The organism is Streptomyces sp. NBC_00306 (assembly GCF_036169555.1).
GTDB classification, from domain to species: Bacteria; Actinomycetota; Actinomycetes; order Streptomycetales; family Streptomycetaceae; genus Streptomyces; species Streptomyces achmelvichensis.
In genome coordinates this window covers 6,429,328-6,455,262 of the sequence record NZ_CP108032.1, presented here as the reverse complement: position 1 = coordinate 6,455,262, position 25,935 = coordinate 6,429,328, and the positions used below count along the sequence as shown (strand labels likewise).

General features: G+C 71.3%; 22 protein-coding genes and 1 pseudogene. 6 read left to right on the top strand and 17 right to left on the bottom strand.

Annotated elements, in window-relative coordinates:
• Positions 1–27: 27 nt before the first annotated feature.
• The 7 genes and pseudogenes from OHA05_RS28710 to OHA05_RS28680 all read right to left on the bottom strand — a co-directional run bounded on the left by OHA05_RS28710 (position 28) and on the right by OHA05_RS28680 (position 7,820).
• Positions 28–693, bottom strand: coding sequence for a hypothetical protein (locus OHA05_RS28710; protein WP_328862100.1), 666 nt, complete (start codon positions 691–693; stop codon positions 28–30).
• A gap of 156 nt (positions 694–849) precedes the next feature.
• Positions 850–1,529, bottom strand: a pseudogene (locus tag OHA05_RS28705) (carbonic anhydrase).
• Between the two features lie 209 nt (positions 1,530–1,738).
• Positions 1,739–3,028, bottom strand: a complete 1,290-nt coding sequence (locus tag OHA05_RS28700) for an ATP-binding protein (RefSeq protein WP_328862099.1) — start codon at positions 3,026–3,028, stop codon at positions 1,739–1,741.
• Positions 3,029–3,186: 158 nt separating this feature from the next.
• Positions 3,187–3,990 (bottom strand): fibronectin type III domain-containing protein, encoded by an 804-nt coding sequence (locus tag OHA05_RS28695; protein WP_328862098.1) that lies wholly within the window; start codon positions 3,988–3,990, stop codon positions 3,187–3,189.
• Between the two features lie 15 nt (positions 3,991–4,005).
• The gene (locus OHA05_RS28690) at positions 4,006–4,608 is read right to left on the bottom strand and encodes a hypothetical protein (protein WP_328862097.1); all 603 of its coding nucleotides are present in this window, start codon (positions 4,606–4,608) and stop codon (positions 4,006–4,008) included.
• A gap of 123 nt (positions 4,609–4,731) precedes the next feature.
• Complete coding sequence (locus tag OHA05_RS28685; RefSeq protein ID WP_328862096.1) at positions 4,732–6,207, bottom strand: sialidase family protein; 1,476 nt, start codon at positions 6,205–6,207, stop codon at positions 4,732–4,734.
• A 167-nt stretch (positions 6,208–6,374) separates the two neighbouring features.
• Entirely contained in the window at positions 6,375–7,820 is a 1,446-nt protein-coding gene (locus tag OHA05_RS28680; RefSeq protein ID WP_313943400.1) for a pyridoxal phosphate-dependent aminotransferase, read from the bottom strand.
• Positions 7,821–7,938: 118 nt separating this feature from the next.
• On the opposite strand from OHA05_RS28680, the gene OHA05_RS28675 reads away from it, so the two are divergent.
• Entirely contained in the window at positions 7,939–8,676 is a 738-nt protein-coding gene (locus OHA05_RS28675; RefSeq protein ID WP_313943401.1) for a class I SAM-dependent methyltransferase, read from the top strand.
• 48 nt (positions 8,677–8,724) lie between these two features.
• Here OHA05_RS28675 and OHA05_RS28670 read toward each other — a convergent pair whose 3' ends face one another.
• The 6 genes from OHA05_RS28670 to OHA05_RS28645 all read right to left on the bottom strand — a co-directional run bounded on the left by OHA05_RS28670 (position 8,725) and on the right by OHA05_RS28645 (position 16,239).
• Positions 8,725–9,099 carry an RNHCP domain-containing protein gene (locus tag OHA05_RS28670; RefSeq protein ID WP_313943402.1) on the bottom strand — a complete coding sequence of 125 codons (375 nt, stop codon included), beginning with the start codon at positions 9,097–9,099 and terminating at the stop codon, positions 8,725–8,727.
• Positions 9,100–9,475: 376 nt separating this feature from the next.
• The gene (locus tag OHA05_RS28665) at positions 9,476–10,612 is read right to left on the bottom strand and encodes an XdhC family protein (protein WP_328862095.1); all 1,137 of its coding nucleotides are present in this window, start codon (positions 10,610–10,612) and stop codon (positions 9,476–9,478) included.
• Between the two features lie 36 nt (positions 10,613–10,648).
• On the bottom strand, positions 10,649–12,172 hold the full coding sequence (locus OHA05_RS28660; protein ID WP_313943404.1) for an NCS2 family permease: 1,524 nt from the start codon (positions 12,170–12,172) through the stop codon (positions 10,649–10,651).
• A 205-nt stretch (positions 12,173–12,377) separates the two neighbouring features.
• Positions 12,378–14,762 carry a xanthine dehydrogenase family protein molybdopterin-binding subunit gene (locus OHA05_RS28655; RefSeq protein WP_328862094.1) on the bottom strand — a complete coding sequence of 795 codons (2,385 nt, stop codon included), beginning with the start codon at positions 14,760–14,762 and terminating at the stop codon, positions 12,378–12,380.
• Positions 14,763–14,767: 5 nt separating this feature from the next.
• A complete protein-coding gene (locus OHA05_RS28650) occupies positions 14,768–15,349 on the bottom strand; it encodes a (2Fe-2S)-binding protein (protein ID WP_313943407.1) in 582 nt (193 codons plus the stop codon).
• Complete coding sequence (locus OHA05_RS28645; protein WP_313943408.1) at positions 15,349–16,239, bottom strand: FAD binding domain-containing protein; 891 nt, start codon at positions 16,237–16,239, stop codon at positions 15,349–15,351. Before OHA05_RS28645 ends, OHA05_RS28650 begins: the two co-directional genes overlap by 1 nt.
• A gap of 275 nt (positions 16,240–16,514) precedes the next feature.
• Between OHA05_RS28645 and OHA05_RS28640 the strand changes: the two genes are divergently transcribed.
• The 3 genes from OHA05_RS28640 (at position 16,515) to OHA05_RS28630 (ending at position 20,586) form a co-directional block, all read left to right on the top strand.
• A complete protein-coding gene (locus tag OHA05_RS28640; RefSeq protein WP_313943409.1) occupies positions 16,515–18,227 on the top strand; it encodes a PucR family transcriptional regulator in 1,713 nt (570 codons plus the stop codon).
• Between the two features lie 1,032 nt (positions 18,228–19,259).
• Complete coding sequence (locus OHA05_RS28635) at positions 19,260–20,054, top strand: hypothetical protein (protein ID WP_327679039.1); 795 nt, start codon at positions 19,260–19,262, stop codon at positions 20,052–20,054.
• Positions 20,055–20,070: 16 nt separating this feature from the next.
• Positions 20,071–20,586, top strand: a complete 516-nt coding sequence (locus OHA05_RS28630; protein WP_313943411.1) for a protein-tyrosine phosphatase family protein — start codon at positions 20,071–20,073, stop codon at positions 20,584–20,586.
• Positions 20,587–20,658: 72 nt separating this feature from the next.
• Here the strand turns inward: OHA05_RS28630 and OHA05_RS28625 are convergent, their stop codons facing one another.
• Together OHA05_RS28625 and OHA05_RS28620 are read right to left on the bottom strand one after the other, a co-directional pair.
• Positions 20,659–20,982 carry a hypothetical protein gene (locus tag OHA05_RS28625; protein WP_313943412.1) on the bottom strand — a complete coding sequence of 108 codons (324 nt, stop codon included), beginning with the start codon at positions 20,980–20,982 and terminating at the stop codon, positions 20,659–20,661.
• A gap of 202 nt (positions 20,983–21,184) precedes the next feature.
• On the bottom strand, positions 21,185–21,973 hold the full coding sequence (locus tag OHA05_RS28620; protein ID WP_413777714.1) for a GntR family transcriptional regulator: 789 nt from the start codon (positions 21,971–21,973) through the stop codon (positions 21,185–21,187).
• Between the two features lie 149 nt (positions 21,974–22,122).
• Here OHA05_RS28620 and OHA05_RS28615 point away from each other — a divergent pair, with 149 nt between their 5' ends.
• Together OHA05_RS28615 and OHA05_RS28610 are read left to right on the top strand one after the other, a co-directional pair.
• The gene (locus OHA05_RS28615) at positions 22,123–22,968 is read left to right on the top strand and encodes a (2Fe-2S)-binding protein (RefSeq protein ID WP_328862093.1); all 846 of its coding nucleotides are present in this window, start codon (positions 22,123–22,125) and stop codon (positions 22,966–22,968) included.
• A gap of 211 nt (positions 22,969–23,179) precedes the next feature.
• Positions 23,180–24,274 (top strand): DUF2637 domain-containing protein, encoded by a 1,095-nt coding sequence (locus tag OHA05_RS28610; RefSeq protein ID WP_328862092.1) that lies wholly within the window; start codon positions 23,180–23,182, stop codon positions 24,272–24,274.
• Positions 24,275–24,305: 31 nt separating this feature from the next.
• On the opposite strand, the gene OHA05_RS28605 is transcribed toward OHA05_RS28610, so the two are convergent.
• Positions 24,306–24,761: an ATP-binding protein gene (locus OHA05_RS28605; RefSeq protein WP_328862091.1), complete on the bottom strand. Its 456-nt coding sequence runs from the start codon at positions 24,759–24,761 to the stop codon at positions 24,306–24,308.
• Positions 24,762–25,016: 255 nt separating this feature from the next.
• Positions 25,017–25,922: an oxidoreductase gene (locus tag OHA05_RS28600; protein WP_328862090.1), complete on the bottom strand. Its 906-nt coding sequence runs from the start codon at positions 25,920–25,922 to the stop codon at positions 25,017–25,019.
• Positions 25,923–25,935 lie beyond the last annotated feature (13 nt).

The window sequence follows — 25,935 nt, the reverse complement described above, 5'->3', positions numbered from 1 at the left end:
CAGGAGGGCTGTCGTGTGCCCGTCCCTTCACGAGGGCCGTTGCGCCTCCGTCGGTCCGGCGACGCCCAGCCGCTGCGCCCACTCCAGGGCGCTCGGCAGCCGTGACTCCCACGGCAGCGGGCCCGGATCGGAGGCCGAGTCGATCAGGTCCCTGAGGGCTTCGGCGTTCACCGTGCGGGCCGCGACCCGGGCCGTGAAGCGCTCGGTCACCTCCCGGTCCCGGTAGCCGGCGTCGGCGAAGCTGTCGGCGAGTGACCTGTCGTCGAAGAGTCCGGCGTATCCGTCGCAGGAGGCGGCCAGACCGTCGTCCTCGACGAAGTCGGGGTAGGGGGCGCGGCCCCAGCGGTCCCCCTCCCACCAGTACAGATAGCCCAGTTCATAGCCGTCGTTCAGATCGCGGAGCCGGCCGTAGGGCAGCCAGGAAGGTGCGCCGGCCAGCAGGTCGACGGGCTTGTCGCCCCTGTAGGTGGTGTCGCTGCAGTCGACGTCCTGGCCGAAGAAGACCGCATTGCCGTCCGGCAGCAGCTCCAGATTCCACCCGCCATTGGAATGCGAACACTCCAACGCGCGCTCCCCCAGGCGGAATGCGGGACGGGCCGTTCTGGTGACGGCGATCAGCACGAGGAGGACAGCGCGTTCCCACATGCGCTCGGGCCTGCCCAGGAGGGCTGGTATTTCCGGCTCGTTGGTCATCTTCCGTTTCCCGTGTCGTAGCCACCTACTGACTGACGATTCAGCTGGTATAGAACCATACGGCGGTGCGCAAGGGCGCCGCCGGCGAATGCGCCGCGCCCCGGCCGCGGCATCCTTCGCCGCCACCGGGGCCTTCACCCGACACGCTCGGTGACGTCAGGCGATCGTGTGCACCAGCTGACTGTCCAGTTCGTAGCGCGCCCCGACGACGGCCAGTTCACCGGCGGCGATCTTCGCCGCCAGGTCGGGTTCCGCCGAGCGCCGGCGGTGCACCAGGGCGACCTGACGGTTGATCGTCGAGTCGACGCGTGCGTCGCCGTACTGGCCGCGGTCTATCGCCGGGCGTATCTGGTCGGCCAGATACTGGATGTGCGCGGGGAGTTCGTCCCCCGTCTCGTCGGCGTGGACCGCTGCCTCGACCGCGCCGCAGGACTGGTGCCCGAGCACGAGGACCAAGGGTATGCCGAGTTCCAGTACACCGTACGCGACGCTGCCCAGCACCGCCTCGTCCAGCACCTCGCCCGCCGACCGTACGGTGAGCAGATCACCGAGGCCCTGATCGAAGATCAGCTCCGGAGGTACCCGTGAGTCGACGCAGCCCAGCACGACCGCGAACGGGTTCTGTCCGGAGACCAGGGCATGGCGAACGGCCCTGGTCTCGTGGGGGTGTTGGTGGCGGAACGTGGCCAGCGGTGGTTGCCCGCGGAGAGCTCCTTGAGCGCCTGAGCGGGGGTGGCCGGGCGGCTGCCGGTCCGCGGTGCCGCCGTGGCCGGCGTCGCACCGAGCGCGAGCCCGCCGACCGCGGTCGCACCGCCGGCGACCGCGGCGCGCAGCAGCGCACGGCGTCCGGTGCCGACCCGGTCAGGGCCTGCGCCGGTTCGGGGAAGGCCCGTGCGGGCCTGGGGGAGGTTTTGCGCATTCACGGCTCGAACGTATCCGCCGCGATCGCCGGCCCGTTCCCATTTACTGATCGTTTACCGATCAGGAATGCCCACGGTGGCTCGAATGCAATGGCCAACGGAAAAGGGGGTGTTGAGTACTCGTGTCACACCCGCGCATGCGCGGTGATGTCCGCTCCGAACTGCTCGATCATTTCGGTCGTCACCGTCGGACGGCACTGGGAGATCGCCGTCAGATAGTCCTCGGTCCCCGCCCCGAGATCGCGCCGGTCGAGCGGGGCGCCACCGATCGTCTCCAGGTCCCGCTCGAACGCACTCTGTGCCGCGATCCGTGCCGCGTGCTCGATGTCGGCGGGCGTGAACAGCTCACTGGCCGCGACCAGGACAGGGACCTCGACATCAGGGCGGCCGTCCGTGAAGCGGGACCAGATGGCGGCACGGGCCGCCGCGTCCGGCGTACCGATCGGAATCAGGTAGTCGAACCGCCCGGGCCGCAGGAACGCCGGGTCCAGTGAGCGTACGGAGTTGGTGGCGCACACCAGGAGACGCTCGTCGCCCTCCCGGAAACCCGGGATGAGCTTGAGCAGTTCATTGGTCACGCCGTGCATCCCGCCCACCTGCACCGCGTCCGAGCGCACCGGGGCGATCTCCTCGACCTCGTCGATGAAGACCAGCACCCGCTCCAGCTCCGCGATCCGGGCGAAGGCGCTGCGCAGCGCGGCGGCGAGATTGCCCTCGTCCGCCAGCCGGGAGGGCAGCAGTTCGACGAAGGGCCAGCCGAGCCGGGCCGCGACGGCGCGGGCGAACGTGGTCTTGCCCGTCCCCGGCGGACCGAACAGCGCGACCGCACGCGGCGGTCGGACGCCGTGCCGGGCGGCGCGCTCGGGCTCCGCCAGCGGCAGCACCACCCGCCGTTCGATCAGGTCCTTCTCGGCCTCCATGCCGGCGACCCTGGTCCACAGATCGCTGGGCAGGAACCGGCCGCCGAGGTCCTCCAGCAGATTGGCCGCCGGACCGTGCAACGGCTCGACCTTCTCGAAGTAGGCGACGGCGGGCTGCCGTGTGTATCCGGCGTTCAGCAGCCCCTCGCCGAGCAGTTCCTCCTCGGGCAGCACATAGGCGATACGCCCCGCGCGGGCCGCGATCAGGCGCCGCTCCAGCTCCACGAGGAGCGCGCTCGCAAGACCCCGGCCACGCCAGGCGGAAGAGATGGCGACACGCATCACCCAGGCCCGCTCGCCCGCCACGGTGGCGAGCGCCGCGCCGATCGGTACGCCCTGGTGCACCGCGACGACCGCGGGCTGGCGCGAGGTGAGTGCGCCGATGCACTCGGCGAGCGAGAACACGGACTCCTGGCCGAGCTCGGCCGTGGTGTCGATCAGGTGGACCACCGCCGCGAGATCGCTCTCGCGGTAGTCGCGGATGAGCCAGTTCACCGGTACCGCCCCTCGTTGGTGCTGTTCCGGCGAGGCTAGGGGCGGTGTACCGCTGCGGGCCTGCGCCGTTGTGCACAAGGCCGGCGGCGGGAACGCGACATTCCGTCCGTAGCCAGAGGTACCCGGTCCGGCGTCGGCCGGCGGCCGCTCGTTCCCGGTCAGCCGGACGTCTCCGCTCCCGTCGTGCGGTGGACGATGTTGGACTGCTGCCCGTAGCGCAGGGGCCGGACGCGGATCGCCGCCTTCTTCTCCTGCGGCAGGGTGATCAGCCCGGCGGACTCGATGTCCGCGTCGAGGACCGCGGCGACCCGGTACTCGCGTTCGCCGGCGGGCCGTACCTCGATCAGATAGCCCACTTCGTCCCGGGCGTGGTCCTGCCAGGTGAGCTTCACACCGTTCGCGTGCATGACGGTCGCCTTCAGCCCGGTCGGCGCCGCCGCCCTGTCCGGGCCTCCCGTGACGGGGTGCCGGGGTGCGCCGGCCCTTTCGTCGCGGGGGAGCTTCCGGGGCTCGGCCCACCCGTGGTCCTTCCGCTGGTCCCGCTCACCGAAGCCGCCCGGCGGCAGCGCGATGCCGACCGCGTCCGACGCGGGCCCGTAGTACGGCCGGAGCCGGTAGTAGAAGGGGGTCATCGGGATGAGATCGGGGTGGGTGTACGTGCGGCGGCCGGGCGGCGCGAACTGCAGGACGGTGTACGGCCCCTGCCGCTCGGTGGCGAACTCCACGACGTGCCCCGCCGCTCCCGGGTCCCGGCCGCTCCAGCGCAGCGTGATGTCGATCGGTGAGTCGAGGGTGGCCGCCAGCGTCACACCGGCCGTGGTGTCAGGTTTCCCGGCGGCGGGCCCGTCCGCCCGCGCGCCCGCGGAGGCGTCCGCGGAGCTGTCCGAGCAGCCGGACAGGACGGCGGACACCAGAGCGGTGGCCAGCAGCGCGCGGGCGGCCGGGCGGGGAATCGTCGTCATCCGAGGACCGTGCGCTCACTTGCGCCAGAACTTGATGCCGCTCCACTGCACGGTGGCGGTCCCGTTGCCGCTGTTCGTGCGGTAGGCGCCGAACTTGTCGTAGTAGCTGCCGCCGGGGCTGTCGTACGTGTGCCGGCGGGAGCCGTTGATGTAGGTGCGGTGGGACGTGCCCACCTGGTGAACGGTGTTGACGCGGACCTGTGTGCCGACCGTCGCTCCGTCGGCGACGGTCGCTCCGCCGTGCACGGCGTACAGGCGGCCGCCGCGCTCGACGGCGAGCATGAAGTACGGACCGGCCGACGAGCCGTCGCGGAACGTCTGCTTGAGACTGATGCGGGTCCCGCTCATGGCCGTGATGCGGAAGTAGCCCTCGAACTGGTGGGTGCCGCCGTTGTACGTGGCGTACCGGCGCTCGGCGCGCTGGTCGCCGCTGGTGGTCGAGCAGGTGAGGCGGAAGGTGAGGTCGTCGACCTGGCCGCAACCCCTCTCCTGGACGGAGAAGGACGGCGAGTGCGACGTCCACCCTCCCGGCTCGACCTCCGCGGAGGCCTGGGGCGCGACGAGGATGAGTCCGCAGGTCGCTGCGGCCCCCGCCAGTAAGAGACGCTTTCCGGTCATCATGGGCTCCTTCAACCGCTGTTCGTTCAGGATTCTGAACGATGGGTTAATAGCTGAACAACCTCAGCGATAGGAAGGTAGGTCTGTGGCGTGTCTGCGTCAAGACTCGCGGACGCCGCGGTATCAGGCGGCGGGCCGGACGTGGACCGCCGCGCTGCCCGGGGCATCAGGAACCGCCCAGGCCGCGGCGAACCCCCGGCCCGTGGCGGCCAGTCCCATCTGCTCCCCCAGGAAGTAGCCGCGCGGGCTTCCCGCATCGGGAATCCGGGGCGCCTGACGCATGTCGAAGGACTCGGGAGTCAGCCGTGTCTCCTTCCAACGGGCTGAACCGCGGTCCGTACCAGCGGTCGGCAGGTGACAGCCGCCCGCGGCCGATGCGAGCGGGCGGCAGCGCACCAGCCAGCGGTCCGTGAACAGGGGCGCCCGGGCGTCGTTGTGACGGAAGTCGGAGTAGGCGACTCCGACCGTCCCGTCCCGGGCCACGTCCAGCGAGACGGTGAACGCCTGCTGATGAGCGGCAGGGATGCCGGCCGGTGTGCGGTTCACCTTGACGGGCTCGCTCCAGGTGCGCCCTCCGTCACCGGAGGACGACAGCGCCACCCCGTCGGCGGCGCCTGCGCTGAACCTCGCGTCCTGCCAGGCCGCGTACATCCGCCCGGTACGGGGATCGACGCCCGAGTCGGAGAGCAGGCTCGTGGTGTGGGAGACCTGCTCCCCCGACTCAGGGTCCTGGAAGAGCCACTTCGTACGCAGATCGGACACCTTGACCGGCGCCGACCAGGTCCGCCCGCCGTCCGTGGAACGCGTCGCCTGCACGGACAGGACGGGGCCTCCGAACCGGATGAGCGTGTAGACGTCGACGAGGGTGCCGTCGGGCAGCACACTCAGCCGGTGCCCCGACACCATGTGGCCCTCGCCCGAGTCGACGACCAGGTGCGGGCTCTGCCAGGTCCGTCCTCCGTCGCTGCTGCGCGCGATCAGGGCCTGGTTGCGCGAGCGTTCCGTCGCCGGGAAGCGCGGGGTGACGGCGTACATCACCCGGGGGCTGCGCGGGTCGACGACGACCGGACCGGCGGCGACCCCGCCCTCGGCCGGGTCCGGCTCGCGGGCGATCACCGCCGGGGCGGCCCACGTCGCCCCGTCGTCGTCGGAACGCACCGACAGACCGGCCGAGTCGGATCCGTCGGCCATGAACAGACCGCCCGACACGACGAGTCCGCCGTCGCCCGTGAAGGTCACGGCCGGCTCGTCGACGTAATCGAAGCGGCCTCCCGAGCAGCGGGTCAGACCGGGAACGACGGACCGCTTCCAGGTGCGGCCGCCGTCCTTCGTCACGGCCACGACCAGACCCCGCTGGCGGTCCTGCGGCCACACCGCGGCCATCAAGCCGGGACGGGACGGGTCGGACGCGAGGCCGGGTTCGATGGCACCCTCGGCCATCAGCCCGTCGGCCGCGCCGGGTGCACAGCCGGCGAACGGGCTGGGCCCGGACAGCCGTACCGGGCCGGATCCACCCCCGGACGCGAACGCCGTACCGGCGGTGGACAGGGTGATCAGGGGCAGCAGGGCGGTGGCAAGCAGCGCGGCAGGGTGGCGCATGACGACTCCTTCGGACGGTTGCTGCCATCCTCGGCATCCGCCTCGGGCCGGTCGTCCCCTGCTCGGCGCAACTGCCCGTACCCCACGGGGAGCAGGCCCGGCCGCCGTGTGTCGGCCTGCGGACGGACACGGCGTCAGGGCCACCTATTCCTTGCCGCGCCGGAGGGTCACGCCCCCGCGATCAGCCGGTCGACCGCCGCCGTCCCCGACGTGTACCCGGGGACCATCGCCTGGGAGAGCGCGGCCGCGGGGGCCGCCGGGGGTGCAGCGGTGCGGCCGGGGGCCGGCTGGCGGGCCGGGGACAACCCCCGGGCCGAGACCGGTTCCTGAGCGAGCGCCAGCATCGGTGCCGGGGCCTGCATCTGCATCTGCATCTGAGGCTGCGGCTGGCGCTGGGGTTGCGGCTGGGGCTGCGGTTGGGGCTGTGCCTGCGAGGGGACCTGGGAGAGCATGGGCGCCATCGGCTGCGGAGGCTGCTCGGGGACCTGCACGCTGCGGCCGTAGAGGACCTGTTCCATCGCCGACATCAGCCGTGCCACATCGTGCTGCGGTCTGATCACGAGTCGCAGGAAGCGGCCGGAACTGCCCACCTTGTTGCTGCACTCGCGCACCAGCACGCCGTGCTCGCCGAGCAGGCGGTCACGCAGAACGGCTCCGTCCACACCCTCCGGGAGGCGTACATAGAGGAAGTTCCCCTGCGAGGGGTAGACGGTCAGCCCCGGCAGCTGGGACAGCCGCCACATCATCTCCTGCCGGTCCTGACGCGCCTGGGCGAGACTCTGCGCGTACTCCTGACGGTGTTCCCTCAGCATGAACACCACGGTCTCGGCAAAGGAGTTGAGGTTCCACTTGGGCAGCGCGGCACGCACCTTGCCCGCGAGCGTCGGGTTGGAGACGAGATAGCCGAACCGGACGCCGTGCAGGCCGAAGTTCTTGCCGAGGCTGCGCAGCACGATCACGTTCGTCCGCAGTACCGCCTCGGCGGCGACGCTCGGATCGGGCTCGGCGTCCGCGAACTCGAGGAACGACTCGTCGACGACGACCAGATCGAGGTCCTGGAGCTCGTCGAGGAGGGCGATGACCTTCTGCTTGGGCAGATAGCCGCCGTCGGGGTTGTTGGGGTTGCAGATGACGGCGGTGCGGGAGCCGCGGGACCGGATGAACTGCACGAAGGAGGCCGGGTCCAGGCCGAATCCGTGTGCCTCCGGAAGCAGCAGCATGTCGACGCGTTTGCCCGTCTCCATCGGCTGGTCGGTCCACCGTCCGAAGGTGGGCACGGGGACGGCCAGCGATTCGCGGACCAGCAAGTGATCGATCCAGGTGATCAGTTCGGTGGAGCCGTTGCCCATCGCGACGGTCTGCGGATTGAGACCGAGCACCTGGCACAGCTCGGCGGTGATGGTGTCGGCGCCGCTCGGGTAGTAGGTGAGGATCTCACGCAGCCGGCTGCCGAGCATCTCGAACATCTCAGGGGTGGGGAAGTACGGGTTGCAGGGGATGCAGAAGTCGGTGATCTCTCCCGCCTCGGCGCCGCCCGCCCTGTTCAGGGTGAAGTACGAAGGGCTGTGCGCCGTGGACGCGCGAAAGAGTGCCGTGACATTGCTGCCGGCCATGAAGCTGCCTCCCCTGCCTGCCTGTGGCCCTCACGAAGCGCAGGGACCCTCTCCGAATACGGATCGTGGAGTGGTGATGTTCAACCCCCGGGGCGCGTGGGGCACTACTGTGAAGGTGATGTTCACCCCTTCGGGCCCCACCCTTCGCGAGCTGGCCGTCCAGGCTCTCTCGTCGGTCGAGCACGGCTACGACCTGCTGGCTCCCACGTTCGACAGGACACCCTTCCGCACCCCGGACCGCGTACTGGATCCGGTGACCCGCGCCGTGCGGTCCCTAGGCCCGTTCCGCTCGGGGCTCGACGTCTGCTGCGGCACCGGCGCGGGCGTCGGCGTACTGCGGCAGGTGTGCGAGGAGCAGGTCACGGGCGTCGACTTCAGTGCGGGGATGCTCGCCCACGCGCGGGCGGTCCTGCCGGAGCCGGGCACACCGGAGGGCCCGTCGGTGCACTGGGTCCGTGCGGACGCCCGGGCTCTTCCCTTCGCCCCGGTCTTCGACCTGGCGGTGAGTTTCGGCGCGTTCGGGCACTTCCTGCCGCGTGAACTGCCGGCGCTGTTCACCCAGGTCCATCGCTCGCTGCGGCCCGGTGGCCGGTTCGTCTTCCCGCTCCCGGCTCCCGCGCGGGTGGGCTCACGGCAGTACTGGACCCTGTGGGGCTTCGACGCGGTGATGCGCGTACGGAACCTGGTGTGGAAGCCCGAGTTCGTCATGTACTACCGCACCTTCCGCCTCGTCGAGGTGCAGGACGAGCTGACCCGGGCGGGGTTCACGGTGGAGTTGCTGCCGCTGGAGGAGCTGGGACGCCTGACGGACGGCAGCCCGCGCTGCCGGCTGGTGGTGGCGACGAAGGGCGGCTGAGCGGGCCGTGCCTCCCGGGTCCGGGGACCCGGGAGGCACGGCTCGTCGTCACAGCGCGGTCAGGCGCTCCAGCGGGAACGGCGGCTGCGCCAGCGGCCGGACCGCGAGGCGGGTCAGCGGCAGGGCGTTGTCGTCGCCCGCCGTCCGGTTGGCGTGGAGCACACCGCAGTGGGTACAGCGGTGGACGAGCACCCACTCTCCATCACCGCGTACGGAGATGGCGAGGGGTTCCATCCGGGCGCCGCAGTCGGCCGCCCGGTCGCCCGGGGTGTCGTCGAGGTGACGGCTCCACAGGCAGTTCGGACAGTGGTTGCGGTGGCCGGTGCCGGCAGCGGTCATCGGAACGTCGAGACCGCACTGCAGACAGCGGAAGGACTCGGCGCGCGCCTCGGTGCGGGCGCGCCGGGAGGTGTTGCGTGACATCGTGGACACGACTCCTGGGGTGATGCGTGGGACAGGGCGACAGCGGTCGATGTCGTCTCGCATCCGGGGAGTTCACACCACGGAGGTGGGAGGCCTTCCCCGATCGCGAGAACGCTTCCACCGGTCCCTGGGCATACACGCACCACCTCTGAGTCGTCGAGTCGTCCCCCTGATGAGACCGTGCCGTGCGGGCGTTCGGCAACCGAATTCCCGGCGCGGCCGGATCGCCCCGGCGGGCGGCCGGGGCCTTCCCTCCGGCGGGCCGCCGTGTCCCCCGTGATCTGCCGGAGCGGCGTTCCGCGCAAGAGGCAGCGTGCCCGGCGGGGCAGCCCGCGATCGGGCGACCGGCCGATGGGTCAGGCGACCGGCCGACGGGTCAGGCGACCGAGCCGATCCGGCCCGCGGTGCGGTCCGTGGCGTCGTGGTGGATCGGGGTGTGGGCGCCGGTCAGTGAGACGCCGCTGCCGCCGCGGCGGTGGGCGACGATCTCCGCGGCGATCGACAGGGCCGTCTCCTCCGGGGTACGGGCGCCGAGGTCCAGGCCGATCGGGCTGCGCAGCCGGGCCAGTTCGAGTTCACCGACGCCCACCTCGCGCAGGCGCCGGTTGCGGTCCTGGTGGGTGCGGCGGGAGCCCATCGCGCCGATGTAGGCGACCGGGAGCGTGAGGGCGAGTTCGAGGAGCGGCACATCGAACTTGGCGTCGTGGGTCAGGACGCACAGGACCGTACGGGCGTCGACCTCCGTCGATTCCAGGTAGCGGTGCGGCCAGTCGACGACGATCTCGTCCGCCTCCGGGAAGCGGGTCCGGGTCGCGAAGACGGGCCGTGCGTCGCAGACGGTCACGTGGTAGCCGAGGAACTTGCCCATCCGTACGAGCGCCGAGGCGAAGTCGATCGCACCGAAAACGATCATGCGCGGGGCGGGGACGCTCGACTCGACGAGCAGCGTCAGCGGACGGCCGCAGCGGCTGCCGTCCGCGCCGATGGTGACCGTACCGGTGCGGCCGGCGTCCAGCAGCGCGCCCGCCTCCGCCGCGGCCGTACGGTCCAGTTCGGGGTGGCCGCCGAGGCTGCCCTCGCGGGAGCCGTCGGGGCGTACGAGCAGCGCGCGGCCGAGCAGGTCGGCCGGGCCCTCGGTGATCCTGGCGAGGGCGGCCGCCTCACCCGACGCGGCCGCCGCAAGCGCCGCCGGGATGACGGCGCCGCGTACCGGGGTGACGAGGATGTCGATGACCCCGCCGCAGGTCAGACCCACGGCGAAGGCATCGTCGTCGCTGTAGCCGAAGCGTTCGAGGACGCTTTCGCCGTCCTCCAGTGCCTGTCGGCACAGGTCGTACACCGCGCCCTCCACACACCCGCCGGAGACCGACCCGATCGCCGTGCCCTCGCTGTCGACGGCGAGCGCGGCTCCCGGCTGCCGGGGCGCACTGCCGCCGACCGCCACCACGGTGGCGACAGCGAACTCACGGCCCTGCTCGACCCACCGGTTGAGCTCGTCGGCGATGTCCAGCATGTCGGTCTCCTCGAAGTGTGTGGCGGGCGGCGGGAGTTACTTCACTCCGAGCCAGCCCTCGATCGGGTGAAGGGCGAAGTAGGCAAGGAAGACGACCGACAGCACCCACATCAGCCAGCCGATGTCGCGGGCCCGGCCCTGGACGGCCTTGATGAGGACGTGGGCGATGACACCGGCCGCGATGCCCGCGGTGATCGAGTAGGTGAAGGGCATCAGCACGGTGGTCAGGAAGACCGGGATGGCGGTGGCCTGGTCGTTCCAGTCGATGTGCTTGGCGTTCGTGAGCATCATCGATCCGATGACGACGAGCGCGGCGGCGGCGACCTGGGTGGGGATCAGCTGGGCGAGCGGGGTGAAGAAGAGGCAGAGCGTGAAGGCGAGTCCGGTGATGACGCTGGCGAAGCCGGTGCGCGCACCGTCACCGACGCCCGCGGTGGACTCGACGAACACCGTCTGGCCGGAGGCGCCGGCGAGGCCGCCGATCGCGCCGCCCGCACCGTCGATGGCCAGGGCCTTGTTGAGACCCGGCATCTTGCCCTTGTCGTCGGCGAGGTTCGCCTGCTGGCCGATGCCGATGATGGTGCCCATCGCGTCGAAGAAGCCGGCGAGCACGAGGGTGAAGACGATGACGCCGACCGTGATGCCGCCGACGCTGCCGATGCCGTCGAACGAGACCTGGCCGAAGAGGCCGAAGTCGGGGGTGCTCACGATGGAGCCGGTGAGCTCGGGAGCGTTCAGACCGCCCCAGGCCTTCTTGTCGAGCCCGGCGAACTGGTGGACGACGGCGGCGAAGACGGTGCCGCCGATGATGCCGATGAGGATCGCGCCGGGGACCTTGCGCACCTGGAGCAGGAAGATCAGCAGGACCGTGACGGCGAAGCAGAGGACCGGCCAGCCGGTGAGCATGTCGCTGGTACCGAGCTGGATGGGCTTGGCACCGGCGATGCCTCCGTCTCCGGGCATCGAGGTGACGAAGCCGGCCTGGACGAGGCCGATGAGGCAGACGAACAGGCCGATGCCCATGGTGATGGCGTGCTTGAGCGCCAACGGGATCGCGTTCATGATCAGTTCACGCAGGCCGGTGACGACCAGCAGGACGATCACGAGGCCGTAGATGACACACATGGCCATCGCGTTGCCCCAGGTCATCTCCGGGGCGACCTGGAAGGCCATGACGGCGGAGACGCTGAGTCCCGCCGCGAGGGCCAGCGGCACATTGCCGATGAAGCCCATCACGATGGTGGTGGCGGCCGCGGCGAAGACGGTGGCGGTGGTGAGCTGGTCGCCGTCGAGCCGGTGACCGGTCGCGTCGGGCACCGAGAGGATCACCGGGTTGAGAAGGATGATGTACGCCATCGCCATGAAGGTGGTGATGCCGCCGCGCACCTCCCGGCCGACGGTCGATCCACGCCGGGATATGTGGAAGTAACGGTCGAGCCAAGAGCCTCCGGCGGGCGAGCGAAGCGAGGTGGGGGTCCCCCCAGGCCGAAGGTTCGGGGGGAGGGTGCCGGTGCCGGCGTCCTCCTCGCTGCTTCTGGGCTTTTGGGACTGCTGGGTCATGATGCCTACTCCCAAGGTTCACAGGGGCACCCGCATGGAGACGGAGATTGCGGGATTTGGGATGACTGTGTGGGCTGCACGACCCGGGGGACGGCCCGAGACGAACGGTGGGGGAACGGCCGCGAGCGGTGCGGTGCTCCGGTGCTCCGGGCGGTACGCCGTGGAAGTGTGACGTTCCCTGGACGTACCGCCCGGAGGGCTTCTCTCAGGTGCCGGTGAGGTGTTCGGGACGTACCGGCGTCCTGTTGAGTTCGAGACCCGTCGCGTTCCGGATCGCCGCGAGGACGGCCGGGGTGGACGACAGGGTCGGGGCCTCACCGATGCCACGGAGGCCGTACGGCGCGTGGTCGTCGGCGAGCTCGAGCACATCGACGGGGATGGTCGGGGTGTCGAGGATGGTGGGGATCAGATAGTCCGTGAAGGAGGGGTTGCGCACCTTCGCGGTCTTCGGATCGACGATGATCTCCTCCATGACCGCCACGCCCAGTCCCTGGGTGGTTCCACCCTGGATCTGGCCGACGACGGACAGCGGGTTGAGCGCCTTGCCGACGTCCTGGGCGACCGCGAGTTCGACGACCTTGACGAGCCCGAGCTCGGTGTCGACCTCGACGACCGCGCGGTGCGCGGCGAAGGAGTACTGGACGTGGCCGTTGCCCTGGCCGGTGCGCAGGTCGAAGGCCTCGGTGGGCCGGTGGCGCCATTCGAGCTCCAGGTCGACCGCCTCGTCCTCGAGGACGTCCACCAGGTCGGCGAGGACCTCGCCGCCGTCGGTGACGACCTTGCCGCCTTCGAGCAGCAGCTCGGCGGTGGCCCACGCGGGGTGGTAGGAGCCGAACTTGCGGCGGCCGATCTCGAGGACCTTCTCGCGCACGTTCTCGCAGGTGTTCTTGACCGCGCCACCGGTGACGTACGTCTGGCGGGACGCGGACGTCGATCCGGCGGAGCCGACCTGGGTGTCGGCCGGCTGGATGGTCACCTGGGTGACACCGAGCTCGGTGCGGGCGATCTGCGCGTGGACGGTGACACCGCCCTGACCGACCTCCGCCATGGCGGTGTGCACGGTCGCGACGGGCTCGCCGCCCACGACCTCCATGCGCACCCGGGCGGTGGAGTAGTCGTCGAAGCCCTCGGAGAAGCCGACGTTCTTGATGCCGACCGCGTAGCCGACGCCGCGGACGACGCCTTCGCCGTGGGTGGTGTTGGACAGACCGCCGGGCAGCGCGCGGACGTCCGCCTGCTCACCGGCCGCGAGCCACTGCTGCTCGGGCGGGAGCGGCCTGGTCTTGACGCGGCGCAGCAGCTCGGCGACCGGGGCCGGCGAGTCGACCGGCTGGCCGGTCGGCAGCAGGGTGCCCTGCTCCATGGCGTTGAGCTGCCGGAACTCCACCGGGTCCATGTCCAGTTTCGCGGCGAGCTTGTCCATCTGCGCCTCGTAGGCGAAGCACGCCTGGACCGCGCCGAAGCCGCGCATCGCGCCGCAGGGCGGGTTGTTGGAGTAGAGGGCGATGGCCTCGATGTCGACGTCCTCGATGACGTAGGGGCCGACGGAGAGGGAGGAGGCGTTGCCGACGACCGCCGGGGAGGCGGAGGCGTAGGCGCCGCCGTCCAGGACGATCTTGCACTTCATGTGCGTGAGCTTGCCGTCCTTGGTGGCGCCGTGCTCGTAGTAGAGCTTCGCCGGGTGCCGGTGGACGTGCCCGAAGAAGGACTCGAAACGGTTGTAGACGATCTTGACGGGCTTGCCGGTGCGCAGGGCCAGCAGACAGGCGTGGATCTGCATCGACAGGTCCTCGCGGCCGCCGAACGCGCCGCCGACGCCGGAGAGTGTCATCCGCACCTTCTCCTCGGGCAGGCCGAGTACGGGTGCGATCTGGCGCAGGTCGGAGTGCAGCCACTGGGTCGCGACGTACAGCTCGACGCCGCCGTCCTCGGACGGGACCGCGAGGCCGGACTCGGGGCCGAGGAAGGCCTGGTCCTGCATGCCGAAGGTGTACTCGCCCTTGACGATCACATCGGCGCGCTTCGCGGCCTCGTCGGCGTCGCCGCGCACGATGGGCTGGCGGTGCACGATGTTCGGGTGCGGCACATGGCCGATGTGGTGGTCGTCGCGGTTCTCGTGGACCAGGATCGCGTCCGGAGCGGTCGCCGACGCCTCGTCGGTGATGAGCGGCAGCTCGGCGTAGTCGATCTTGATCTTGGCGGCCGCGCGGCGTGCGGTCTCCGGGTGGTCGGCGGCGACGATGGCCACCGGCTCGCCGTGGTGGCGGACCTTGCCGTGGGCGAGAACCGGGGTGTCCTGGATCTCCAGGCCGTAGTTCTTCACCTCGGTGGGCAGATCGTCGTAGGTCAGCACGGCGTAGACACCGGACATCGCGAGCGCCTCGGAGACGTCGATCGACCGGATCTCGGCGTGCGCCACGGTGGAGCGCAGGGTGTGGCCCCAGAGCATGTCCTCGTGCCACATGTCGGAGGAGTACGCGAACTCTCCGGTGACCTTGAGGGTGCCGTCCGGGCGGAGCGTCGACTCGCCGATGCCGCCCTTGGTCTTGGAGCCCTGGGTGATGTTCGTGGGGGTACCAGTCGTGGCCATGGCTGTCAGACCGTCTCTTCCTGGCGGGCCGCAGCGAGGCGCACCGCGTCGAGGATCTTCTCGTAGCCGGTGCAGCGGCAGAGGTTGCCGGAGAGCGCCTCGCGGATGTCCGCGTCGGACGGCTCGGCGTTGCGCTCCAGCAGCTCGTCGGCGGCGACCAGCAGGCCGGGGGTGCAGAAACCGCACTGGACGGCGCCGGCGTCGATGAACGCCTGCTGGATGGGCGAGAGCTCGGCACCTTCGCCTGTCTGCGAGTCGGTGCCCTGGGCGCTCCACTGACGGGCGTCCTGGAGGGTCGTCCCGCAGGCGCCGGTCGCGCAGCCGCTCGCGGAGCGCTGCTGGGCGAAGTCCGCGAGGCCCTCGACCGTCACGACCTCGCGGCCCTCGACCTGGCCGGCGGCGACGAGGCAGGAACAGACCGGGACACCGTCGAGGCGGACCGTGCAGGAACCGCACTCGCCCTGCTCACAGGCGTTCTTGGAGCCGGGCAGACCCATGCGCTCGCGCAGGACGTAGAGAAGGCTCTCGCCCTCCCACACATCGTCGGCCTCCTGCTTGCGGCCGTTGACCGTGAAGTTCACGCGCATTATGCGACTCCCTCAGTGCTGCGGCCGTTGCCGCGGTACGACTCCCAGGTCCAGCCGAGCGTGCGGCGGGCCATGATCCCGACGGCGTGACGGCGGTAGTTCGCGGTGCCGCGAACGTCGTCGATCGGGTTGCAGGCGCCGGAGGCGAGCTGGGCGAACTGCTTGGCGACGGACGGGGTGATGATCTTCTTGCTGTCCCAGAAGCCGCCCTCTTCGAGCGCGGCGTTGAGGAACTCTTCGGCCGCCGTCGCCCGGACCGGGGTGGGCGCGGCCGAACCGATGCCGGTACGGACCGTGCGGGTCTCGGGGTGCAGGGCCAGACCGAACGCGCAGACCGCGATCACCATCGCGTTGCGGGTGCCGACCTTGGAGTACTGCTGCGGCCCGTCGGCCTTCTTGATGTGCACGGCGCGGATCAGCTCGTCCGCGGCCATCGCGTTGCGCTTCACGCCCGTGTAGAAGGCGTCGATGGGGATCAGGCGGCTTCCGCGCACCGACTCCACCTCGACCTCGGCGCCCGCGGCGAGCAGCGCCGGGTGGGCGTCGCCGGCCGGGGAGGCGGTGCCGAGGTTGCCGCCGACGCCGCCGCGGTTGCGGATCTGCGGGGAGGCCACGGTGTGCGAGGCGAGGGCCAGTCCCGGCAGCTCTGAGCGCAGCTGCTCCATGATCTGCGTGTACGGGACGGAGGCGCCCAGGCGGACGTTCTCCTCGCCCACCTCCCACTCGCACAGCTCACCGATGCGGTTCAGGTCCAGGAGGTACTCGGGCCGGCGGTGGTCGAAGTTGATCTCGACCATCACATCGGTGCCACCCGCAATGGGTACAGCGGTGGGGTGCTCTGCCTTGGCGGCGAGCGCCTCCTCCCAGCTGGCGGGGCGAAGGAAGTCCATGAGTGGCTCTCTTCTGAATCGAAGTCGTTCGTCTCAGCGGGCCCGGGACGGTCGGCCCTCGACTGGTTATTCACGTGCTGTTAACGCGGTGTGGCCTCAGTACACAAGGGCGTGCTCCGGTCGGTGCAGTCACCGAAACCATGAAGGAGTTGGCTGGTCGCCTGTCGCGTCTTGTAGATTCGAACGAAAGGTGCGGCTCGGTAACCCCACTGTTTTCCCCTGGAAACCCTGGCCACGGGCCACCGGCAACAACGAGACAGATCGGCGGCGACGAGATGCGGCTGCGCGCACTGCTGGAGAACGACGCGCTGGGGCTGCGGCTGCTCGGCGGCGAGGACGAACTCGACCGCGGCGTACGCGGCGTGATGACGACGGACCTCAAGGACCCGAGCCGCTATCTCTCGGGCGGCGAGCTGGTGCTGACCGGCCTGGCGTGGCGGCATTCGGCGGAGGACTCGGAGCCTTTCGTACGGATCCTCGCGGGCGCGGGGGTCGCGGGGCTGGCTGCGGGCGAGGCCGAGATGGGCGACATCCCGGACGATCTGGCGGCGGCGTGTTCGCGCCATCGCCTCCCTTTGTTTGCAGTCAATGAATCCGTTGCATTCGCAACCATCACGGAATATGTCGTCCGCCAGGTCTCCGGCGAGCGGGCCGGCGACCTGGCCGCCGTCGTAGACAGGCACAGAAGGCTGATGACCTCCGGCCCGGCCGGCGGCGGACCGGAGGTCGTCCTCGATCTGCTCGGCTCCGACCTGGACCTTCATGCCTGGGTCCTCTCCCCCACCGGCCGCCAGATCGCGGGCGCGGGCGACGAGCTCCCCGCTTCCGTGAGCGCCACTCTTGCGGGTGAACATCTGGCCGCGACCCGCACGGGACGCCGTGGACCGCACCGGGCGACACTCGGCGGTACGACGTACTCGCTCTTCCCGATCCGGAACACCGGCCGCGGAGCAGCGCCCGCGTCCCGGGATGTCCGCGAGAGCGTCCTGTCCGACTGGCTGCTGGCCGTGGAGGCCGACGCGGGCGACTGGCCCGCCGCACGGCTGGACCTGCTCCAGGGCGTGACCCAGCTGATCGCCGTCGAGCGGGACCGCCGCGAGGCGGCCCGGACGGTACGGCGGCGGCTCGCCCAGGAGGTTCTGGAACTGGTCCAGACGGGTGCCGCGCCCGCCGAGATCGCGGCGCGTCTGCGGGTGGCGGCGCCCGTGCTGCTGCCCGGCCTCGGCGCCGCCCCCCACTGGCAGGTCGTGGTGGCCCGGGTGGACTGGGACCAGGAGTCCACGGGCCAGCCGGGTTCGGCGGCCACGGCGATCGAGGCCGGCCCGGTCGCCCAGTCCCTGCTGGAAGAGATCCTGGTCGACCCCACGGCCCCGGGACCCGACTCGTCGGACCGGATCGCGGTGGCCCATACGGGTGACGAGGCGATCGCCCTGGTACCGCTGCCCGCCGTATCCACGGACCCCGACGCGGAAGACGCCAAGGCCACCGACGAGGGCCTGCACGCGGACGCCCTGCTGTCGTCCGTACGCGACCCCCTGTCGGCCGGCCTCGCGGACGACGGGCGCCTGACGCTGGGCGTGAGCGCGGCGGTCAGCTCGGCGGAGGGACTGCGCGGCGCCCTGGAGGAGGCCCGGCACGCCCGCCGGGTGGCGGCGGCGCGCCCCGGCCGGGTGTGCGCGGCGGGTCACCACGAGCTGGCGTCGCACGTCCTGCTGCTGCCGTTCGTCCCGGACGACGTACGGCGCGCGTTCACGGCCAGGCTCCTCGACCCGCTGCGGGACTACGACCGCCGCCACCGCGCGGAGCTGATCCCGACGCTGGAGGCGTTCCTCGACTGCGACGGCTCCTGGACCCGCTGTGCGACCCGCCTCCATCTGCACGTGAACACGCTGCGATACCGGGTGGGCCGCATCGAACAACTGACGGGTCGTGACCTGTCGCGCCTCGAGGACAAGCTGGACTTCTTCCTGGCGCTGCGGATGAGCTGACGGGCGACGCTTCGGGGCCGGGACGAAGACGAAAGGGGCGTCGGGCGCGGGAAGTTGGCGCCGCCGCCTGTGCGGCGCGGTTCACGCCCGACCGCGCGGCCGGGCCTCCCGCCCGGCGGGCGAGGCCGCTCCACGCACTCGACCCAGGAGCCGGCCCGCCGACCCCGGCCCGCCGTCGGCCTCCCCGCTGTAACCCCCGCCGGTCTTCCGGGTCGACCCCGGAGCGGACCTCAGGGTGCTCGCCGAGGCTGGACGGCCCGACCGGCCGCAGCCGGGAAGGGCCGGGACCGGACCGCCGACACGGCTCGCAGTCGGCCTCCCCGCTGTAACCCCCGCCGGTCTTCCCGGTCGACCCCAGAGCGGCGGACCTCAGGGTGCTCGCCGAGGCTGGACGGCCCGACCGGCCGCAGCCGGGAAGGGCCGGGACCGGCCCGCCGACACGGCTCGCAGTCGGCCTCCCCGCTGTAACCCCCGCCGGTCTTCCCGGTCGACCCCAGAGCGGCGGACCTCAAGGTGCTCGCCGAGGCTGGACGGCCCGACCGGCCGCAGCCGGGAAGGGCCGGGACCGGCCCGCCGACACAGGTGGCCAGACCCGCTCGGCGCGTGGCCGCACTTCCCGCTCGCGTCCTGCCGGGCGCGGCCGACCGACAACGAACTCGCCCCGCCCGCCGCCGGATCGCGCCCCACCCGCATCCCCGCCCGATGCCGCATCCGGGGCCGGCATCCGTTGCCGGCGGGCGCCTCGGCACGGGGCGCGGCCGTCACCCCCGCGACGTGTCGGCGGCTTCACTCGTGGCGGTCATCGAAAGATCCAGCTGGTTGACACCTCAGCGGCCGCCCCCGTAGCCGCACCGGCCGCGCGCCCCGGTCGATCACTCCCCACGACGGCGCATATCACGATCCCACCGCCCGCTGAGCGATTGTGAATTCATTCACCTAGCCTCTTGGCCCGGCGTACACATCCATGCTGAGATGCGACTTACTCAACAGCTCAATGGCGTGCTCGGGGAGGGCATAGTGGCGCATACCGCCATGTCTGGTTACGGAACCACTGCGGGTGACGATCCTCTCCAGACCGCGGTATGGCGGCTGCGTTCGCGCGGCTGTTGGACCGACGCGGCTGCTCTCCTCGCCCCGCGGGCCGCGGACCCCGCGGCCGCGCTCGAACGTGCCGGACTGCTCGTCGAGCGCTGCCTGTTCACCGGCGACGGCTGGGCCGAGGCCGAGGACGCGCTGCGGACCGCGGAGGCCGTCGCCCGGGACGACGAGGAGCGCGGCGGGGCCGCCTGCGAGCGCGGCAGGCTGGCTTACGCCGCCACCCGGCTCGGGGTGCGCGACCGTGCGGACGAAGCCCGCTCCGCACTCGGCCGCGCGGCCGCCCTGCTCGCGCCCACCTCACCGGGACGGCCACTGCTGGACTTCCGCAGAGGGCTGGTCGCCGAGCACATCGCCGACTCGCCGCAGGCCGCTCGCGCCGCGTACCGCCGTGCGCACGACGGCGCCACCGCGCAGGGCGACACCCTGCTGCTCTCCTTCACCTGGCACCATCAGGCCGGACTGGCCTTGCGCGAGGGCGAGTTGGCCGAGGCGCGGCACGGCTTCTCGGAGTCGCTGCGGATCCGCGAGGAGCTCGGGTATCTGATCGGCACGGCCCCGACGCTCGCCGCGCTCGCCGACTGCGAGCCGGAACCGGAGGCGTCCCGGCTCCGGGCGGAAGCGGGAAGGCTGTTCCGGCTGCTGGGCGGTGTGCCGGTGTGGCTGGAGAGCCAACTGGCCGCCCACATCCCCCCGCAGCCGTCCCCGGCCCAGCCGGAACCCGCCGCATGAGCGGGCTGTCCGTCCGGTGAGAACGCGGCGCAGGGAAGGGGACGTTCCGGAGCCGCGGTCCCGGTGGGACGAGATCACGACGGGCCTGTGGATGGGCGGCCATGTCTGGGCGGACGGGGAGCAGGGCCACCAGGACGTGGTCGTGGACCGCGAGTTCGACCTGGTGATCAGCCTCTACACCCGCGAGGGCCATGGCCCGTCCCCGGGTGTGGAGCACCGGGTCGTACCGATCCCGGACGACTGGCTCACCGCGGAGGAGATCGACCGCGTACGCCGGATCGCGGAGGTCGCGGCCGACGCGGTCCGCGGCCGGCGGCGGGTGCTGGTGCGCTGTTACTCCGGATACAACCGGTCGGGGCTGGTGGCCGCGCAGACGCTGATCGAGCTGGGCCACGACGCACCCGGGGCGATCGACCGGGTCAGGCTGCGGCGCTCACCGTGGGCGCTGCACAACCGGGCCTTCGAGGAGTACCTGCTGACGGGTCTCGACGTGGCGTCACTGCTGACCGGGCTGGAGCCACCGGCTTCCTGACGCCCGGACCGCAGAAGCGGCGGAGCCTCGGACCTCGCGAATGCCGCGAGAAGAACGGTCACCTGCGGACGGTCACGAGAACCAGGACAGCGCACGGCCGGGGTTCATGACCACCAGGGCGACCCCGACCGCCACCACCACCCAGACCAGTCCCCAGGCCCTGCTGCGAGGCTTGTGCACCCGATCCCGTGAGGCCCACGCCCGCCATGCGTCGGGCTCCGCCCTGCGGCGCTTGCCGAGGCCCTGCCGCGCGGCCTCCTCGTCGGCCCGCCGCAGCCGCTCGGCCACGATCCGGGCCCGCGCCGAAGGCTCCTTGGGCGCTCTCAGCCGCGCGGGGCCCTCGCTCTCCCGCTGGAACTGCTCCCATGCGTCGTCGGGTATCGACGACCCAGACAACTCAGACGCCTCAGTCGACTCACTCGACTCACTCGACTCATTCGATTCCGACGAGTCCGACGACTCCGCGGTCATGGATGAACCCCCCGTTGCTGAGGACGTGACCGCGCACGAGCGGTACCGCTCATCACTTTAGTCCCCACCACCCCGGCAGCACCGGGGGTCGCGACGGCATCCCGGTCACATCGGACCTGACGTCCCGTCAGCCGTCCGCGCCGGTGAAGTGCTCCCGCACCAGCGACCGCACCACGGTCAGGTCCTGGGCGATCAGGGCCTCCAGGAGGGCCATGTGTTCCGCCGCGTCCGCGACCAGATCGGCCCGGCGGCTGACCAGGGAGGTCGACAGCGGCCACTGGGAGCGGCGGTGGAGGTCCTCGGCGACCATCACCAGCTGGTGATTGCCCGACAGGGACAGGACGGCACGGTGGAAGGCACGGTCCGTGTCCGCGTAGGCCGCGCGGTCGCCGACGGCCGCCGCCGCTGCGGTCGCGTCCGCGAGCGGACGCAGCTCGGACCAGCGCGCGGTGGGCACCGTACGTGCCAGCCGCAGCATGACGGGGATCTCGATCAGGGCGCGGACCTCGGCCAGTTCGGCGAGTTCGCGCGGGGAGCGCACGATGACGCGAAACCCGCGGTTGGGCACGACCTCGACGGCGCCCTCGACCGCCAGTTGCTGCATCGCCTCCCGGACCGGGGTGGCCGAGACGCCGAACCGTTCGCCGAGGGCCGGAGCCGAGTACACGGTGCCGGGCATCAGTTCCCCGTCGACGAGCGCGGTGCGCAGCGCGTCGAGTATCTGACCGCGGACGGAGTGACGCCGGACCGTGTGCGCGGCCGGCGGCTCGCTGTGGGTGTGCTCGCCGCGGGCCTGCTCCGGGACACGGGGCGAGGAGTGGGACGCGGGGCGGCCCTCGGGTCCCTGCTGGCCGGGGATGCGCACCGAGGCGTGGGGCTGCGAGGTCGCGGCGTCGCGCGCTCGGGCCTGCTCCACTCGGGTCCTCCTCCGGCCTGGGCCTGGCCCGGCCTGCGATGGCGGGGCCCGTGGTGCACGATAGGCGGACCGGCCTCCAGTTCAAACATCGATCACATCGGGTAAGGTAAGGCTAACCTGCTAACGATCGTGATTCGGTGGTCCCCGGCATGGCCGTTCCCGCACTTCTGCCCTCCCTGACCTCGCCCGTCGAGGACGCGTACACGCGCCTCTCCGAGGTCTTCTCCGGGTTGCGCGTGCGCGAGCTGAAGGACGGCGAACAGTCCCCCGTCGGAGGCGGCTGGGTCGGTGCGAGTGATCTCGCACACGGCGGGCCCGCGCTCGACGCCTTCCTGGCGTGGGACAACGCGCAGGTGCTGCGCGACTACGGACAGCAGGCGCGGCCCGACGTGATCGCCAGCTTCGGACTCCACCGCTACGCCTGGCCCGCCTGCCTGCTGATCACCGTGCCCTGGTTCCTGCACCGCCGGGTTCCCCGGGTGCCGCCCGAGCACGTGTCCTTCCAGCGGGTGCTGGGGCACATGACGGTCCGCGTGACCGAGTTCGCCTGTCTGCCGGGGGACCCCGCGGCCGCGCTGCCCGGCGCCCGGGTCGTGCCGGACGAGGATGCCCTGCGCGACGAGGTGCGGGCCGCCGTCGCCGGGCATCTCGGGCCCGTCCTGGAAGGCTTCGGGCCGCGGATGCGGCGCGGGAAGCGGGCCCTGTGGGGCATGGCGACCGACGAGGTCGTCGAGAGCCTCTGGTACATCGCGGGCCTGTTCGGTGAGGAACAGCGCGCCATGACCGAACTGGACCTGCTGCTGCCGGGCACCACCAAGCCGTATGTCGGCACCCCCGGCTTCCGGGTGCTCACCGGGCCCGCGGGCGAGGAACTGCCGACCCGGGACCGGGCGAGCTGCTGCCTGTTCTACACACTGCGTCCGGACGAGACGTGCGGGACCTGTCCGCGCACGTGTGACGCCGACAGGATCACCCGGCTGCTGGCCGACGCCTGACCCCCGGCCCACCCACGCCACCCGTCCGGGTGGACTAAATCGAACTCAACTCACGCCTCACATACGGCCGTTCGAGTAAATCGCACCTATCTGTGCTCCGTGTGGCCCCGTTGGCGTTCTCTTGCCCCGAAACCCTCTGCCTCCCCCAGGACTTCGGCCACTATGGCGGCCGAAACGCCCTACCGCGATGCAGATGCAAGGGACACCGCACATGAGACTGACCGACATATCGCTGAACTGGCTGCTTCCCGCCGGAGTGATGCTGGTGGGAGTCCTGGTCGCGGTGGCGGTCGTCGCGCGCGGCAAGCGGGCCGCCGGGCACGCTGCGGCCGAGGACTCCTGGGAACGCAGCGAGGAACGCCGCCGGCGCAAGGAAGCCGTGTACGGCACCGCCTCCTACGTATTGCTGTTCTGCTGCGCCGCGGTGGCCGCCGCCCTCTCCTTCCACGGACTGGTCGGCTTCGGCCAGCAGAATCTGAACCTGTCCGGGGGCTGGGAGTACCTCGTCCCCTTCGGCCTCGACGGTGCGGCCATGTTCTGTTCCGTCCTCGCCGTGCGCGAGGCCAGTCACGGTGACGCGGCCCTGGGCTCACGGCTGCTGGTGTGGACCTTCGCGGGCGCGGCGGCCTGGTTCAACTGGGTCCACGCACCACGGGGTCTGGGCCATGCCGGCGCACCGCAGTTCTTCGCCGGCATGTCCCTCTCGGCCGCGGTCCTGTTCGACCGCGCGCTCAAGCAGACACGTCGGGCAGCACTGCGCGAACAGGGCCTGGTGCCCCGTCCGCTGCCGCAGATCCGGATCGTCCGCTGGCTGCGCGCCCCCCGGGAGACCTTCGGCGCCTGGTCGCTGATGCTGCTGGAAGGCGTACGCACCCTGGACGAGGCGGTGGAGGAGGTACGCGAGGACCGGCGCGAGAAGGAACAGAACCGTCTGCGCAGGCGGGACCGGGAGAAGCTGGAGCGGGCGCGCATCAGGGCGTTCAACCGACAGCACCGGGCCTGGGGCCGCAGTCGCACCGGCCGCGAGCCGGAGCTGGCCGCCCTCGGAGCGGCGGGCGGACCCGCGCTCGGTGCCGGCTCGGCCTCCGCACCGGCCGTCACCGGCGGATCGGGGTCCGTCGCGGAGCCTGCCATAACGGAGCCGGGACAGCTGCCGCTGCGTTCCCGGCCCTCCCTCCAGGCCGTCCGCACGGACGGCACTGAGCCCCGCACGGTCGACCTCACCGCCGAGGACGACACCCAGGCGCTGCCGCGGCTGGACTCGCTGGAGCGCAAACTCAAGGATCTGGAGCAGCAGTTCGGCTGAGTGGCACAGCCCCGGAAGGCCGGCCCGACCCTCAGGCCGGCCTTTCGTGCAGCTCGAACCAGACCACCTTGCCCATGCTGTGCGTCCGTACGCCCCAGGCGTCCGCGAGGCTCTGCACCAGCATCAAGCCCCGTCCGTGGGTCCCGAGATGGACTTCGGGGTGGCTCGGCACGGGCAGTCCCGCCATGAAGTCACGCACCTCCACCCGCAGGGTGGTGGATGCCACGGTCGCCGTCACCACGGCGCCGTGATCGGTGTGGATCAGCGCGTTGGTCACCAGCTCGCTCGTCAGCAGTTCCGCGACATGCGCTCTGTCGGACCCCTGCCAGTGGTGCAGCAACTCCCGTAATACCTGCCGGACTTCGGGGACGGCTCTGAGGTCGGCGCAGCCCAATCGCCGCCGCAGCCGGCCCGTCGCCGCCTCCGCTCCCGGATCGCCGCCGTGCCCACCCGCACCGGCTCCGGCTCCTCCCTGACGCCCACTCATCATCCCCACCCGCACGTCGGAACAGCCCCTTACTCCGGAACGACCTCGAAAGTGTTCACGGAAAGCATTGCCCCGACCACGCCGCGCCACTCATCGGGCCGGGTCAAGCACTCCCAGGAGACGGACTTTGCGCACAGAAGTGGGAGGCGAGGTACGCCCATTGCCGCAGTCGGCGCGTGGTCGGAATGGCTACGGCCGCTTGTGGCGGCGGTCGCGGCGGTCCGGGCCGCCGGTCCATGGTGAGCCGTGGCGGGTTCACGCTACGCGGTGCAGGGAGTCCAGGGCGGTGAGTTCGTCGTCGGACAGAGCCAGGGCTCCGGCGGCCACGTTCTGGGTCAGGTGGTCGGGGTTGCCGGTACCGGGGATGGCCAGCACATGGGGGCCGCGGTGCAGCGTCCACGCCAGCCGGATCTGCGCCGCGCTCACACCGTGGGCGCGGGCGATGGTGTGGACCTGCGGGGTCTCGTCGGTGGTCACGCCGGCCTCGCGGCCCGTACCGGCGATCGAGTAGAACGGCACAAAGGCGATGCCTTGTTCACCACAGGTACGCAGGAGCGCTTCCTGTTCGGGCGACGCGCCGATGCCGTACATGTTCTGGACGCAGACCACCGGTGCGATGGCCTGAGCCTCGGCAAGGTGATGAGGGCGGATGTTGGACAGGCCCAGGTGGCGGATGAGCCCCGCCTCGCGCAGCTCGGCGAGGGCACCGAAACGTTCGGCGATCGAATCGGTCCCCACGATGCGCAGGTTCACCACGTCCAGGTGGTCGCGGCCGAGCTGGCGCAGATTCTCCTCGACCTGGCCGCGGAGCTGCTGCGGGGTGGCATGGGACAGCCATGAGCCCGACGGGCCCCGGCCCGGCCCGACCTTGGTGACGATGACGAGATCGTCGCTGTAGGGGGCGAGCGCCCGGTTGATCAGTTCGTTGGCGGAGCGCAGCGCCGAGAAGTAGAAGGCGGCGGTGTCGATGTGGTTCACCCCGAGGTCGACCGCGCGGCGCAGCACGCTGATCGCACGCCCACGGTCGCTCGGGCGGGCATCGGCCGCGAACGCCTCGCCCTCCTGTGTCAGGCGCATCGCGCCGAACCCCATCCGGTGGACCACACGGTCCCCGAGTGTCCAACTGCCCGATGCCGCTGCGGTGATCGTCTCCGTTGTCATGCCGCAAGGATCG

Excerpts from the sequence above, each read along its gene's own strand:
- OHA05_RS28600 (WP_328862090.1), bottom strand. The coding sequence starts at position 25,922 with ATGACAACGGAGACGATCACCGCAGCGGCATCGGGCAGTTGGACACTC.
- OHA05_RS28615 (WP_328862093.1), top strand. The coding sequence starts at position 22,123 with ATGGCCGTTCCCGCACTTCTGCCCTCCCTGACCTCGCCCGTCGAGGAC.
- OHA05_RS28665 (WP_328862095.1), bottom strand. The coding sequence starts at position 10,612 with ATGCTGGACATCGCCGACGAGCTCAACCGGTGGGTCGAGCAGGGCCGT.
- OHA05_RS28645 (WP_313943408.1), bottom strand. The coding sequence starts at position 16,239 with ATGGACTTCCTTCGCCCCGCCAGCTGGGAGGAGGCGCTCGCCGCCAAG.
- OHA05_RS28610 (WP_328862092.1), top strand. The coding sequence starts at position 23,180 with ATGAGACTGACCGACATATCGCTGAACTGGCTGCTTCCCGCCGGAGTG.
- OHA05_RS28675 (WP_313943401.1), top strand. The coding sequence starts at position 7,939 with ATGTTCACCCCTTCGGGCCCCACCCTTCGCGAGCTGGCCGTCCAGGCT.
- OHA05_RS28685 (WP_328862096.1), bottom strand. The coding sequence starts at position 6,207 with ATGCGCCACCCTGCCGCGCTGCTTGCCACCGCCCTGCTGCCCCTGATC.
- OHA05_RS28635 (WP_327679039.1), top strand. The coding sequence starts at position 19,260 with ATGTCTGGTTACGGAACCACTGCGGGTGACGATCCTCTCCAGACCGCG.
- OHA05_RS28710 (WP_328862100.1), bottom strand. The coding sequence starts at position 693 with ATGACCAACGAGCCGGAAATACCAGCCCTCCTGGGCAGGCCCGAGCGC.
- OHA05_RS28695 (WP_328862098.1), bottom strand. The coding sequence starts at position 3,990 with ATGACGACGATTCCCCGCCCGGCCGCCCGCGCGCTGCTGGCCACCGCT.
- OHA05_RS28640 (WP_313943409.1), top strand. The coding sequence starts at position 16,515 with ATGCGGCTGCGCGCACTGCTGGAGAACGACGCGCTGGGGCTGCGGCTG.
- OHA05_RS28655 (WP_328862094.1), bottom strand. The coding sequence starts at position 14,762 with ATGGCCACGACTGGTACCCCCACGAACATCACCCAGGGCTCCAAGACC.
- OHA05_RS28650 (WP_313943407.1), bottom strand. The coding sequence starts at position 15,349 with ATGCGCGTGAACTTCACGGTCAACGGCCGCAAGCAGGAGGCCGACGAT.
- OHA05_RS28690 (WP_328862097.1), bottom strand. The coding sequence starts at position 4,608 with ATGACCGGAAAGCGTCTCTTACTGGCGGGGGCCGCAGCGACCTGCGGA.
- OHA05_RS28670 (WP_313943402.1), bottom strand. The coding sequence starts at position 9,099 with ATGTCACGCAACACCTCCCGGCGCGCCCGCACCGAGGCGCGCGCCGAG.
- OHA05_RS28605 (WP_328862091.1), bottom strand. The coding sequence starts at position 24,761 with ATGAGTGGGCGTCAGGGAGGAGCCGGAGCCGGTGCGGGTGGGCACGGC.
- OHA05_RS28660 (WP_313943404.1), bottom strand. The coding sequence starts at position 12,172 with ATGACCCAGCAGTCCCAAAAGCCCAGAAGCAGCGAGGAGGACGCCGGC.
- OHA05_RS28680 (WP_313943400.1), bottom strand. The coding sequence starts at position 7,820 with ATGGCCGGCAGCAATGTCACGGCACTCTTTCGCGCGTCCACGGCGCAC.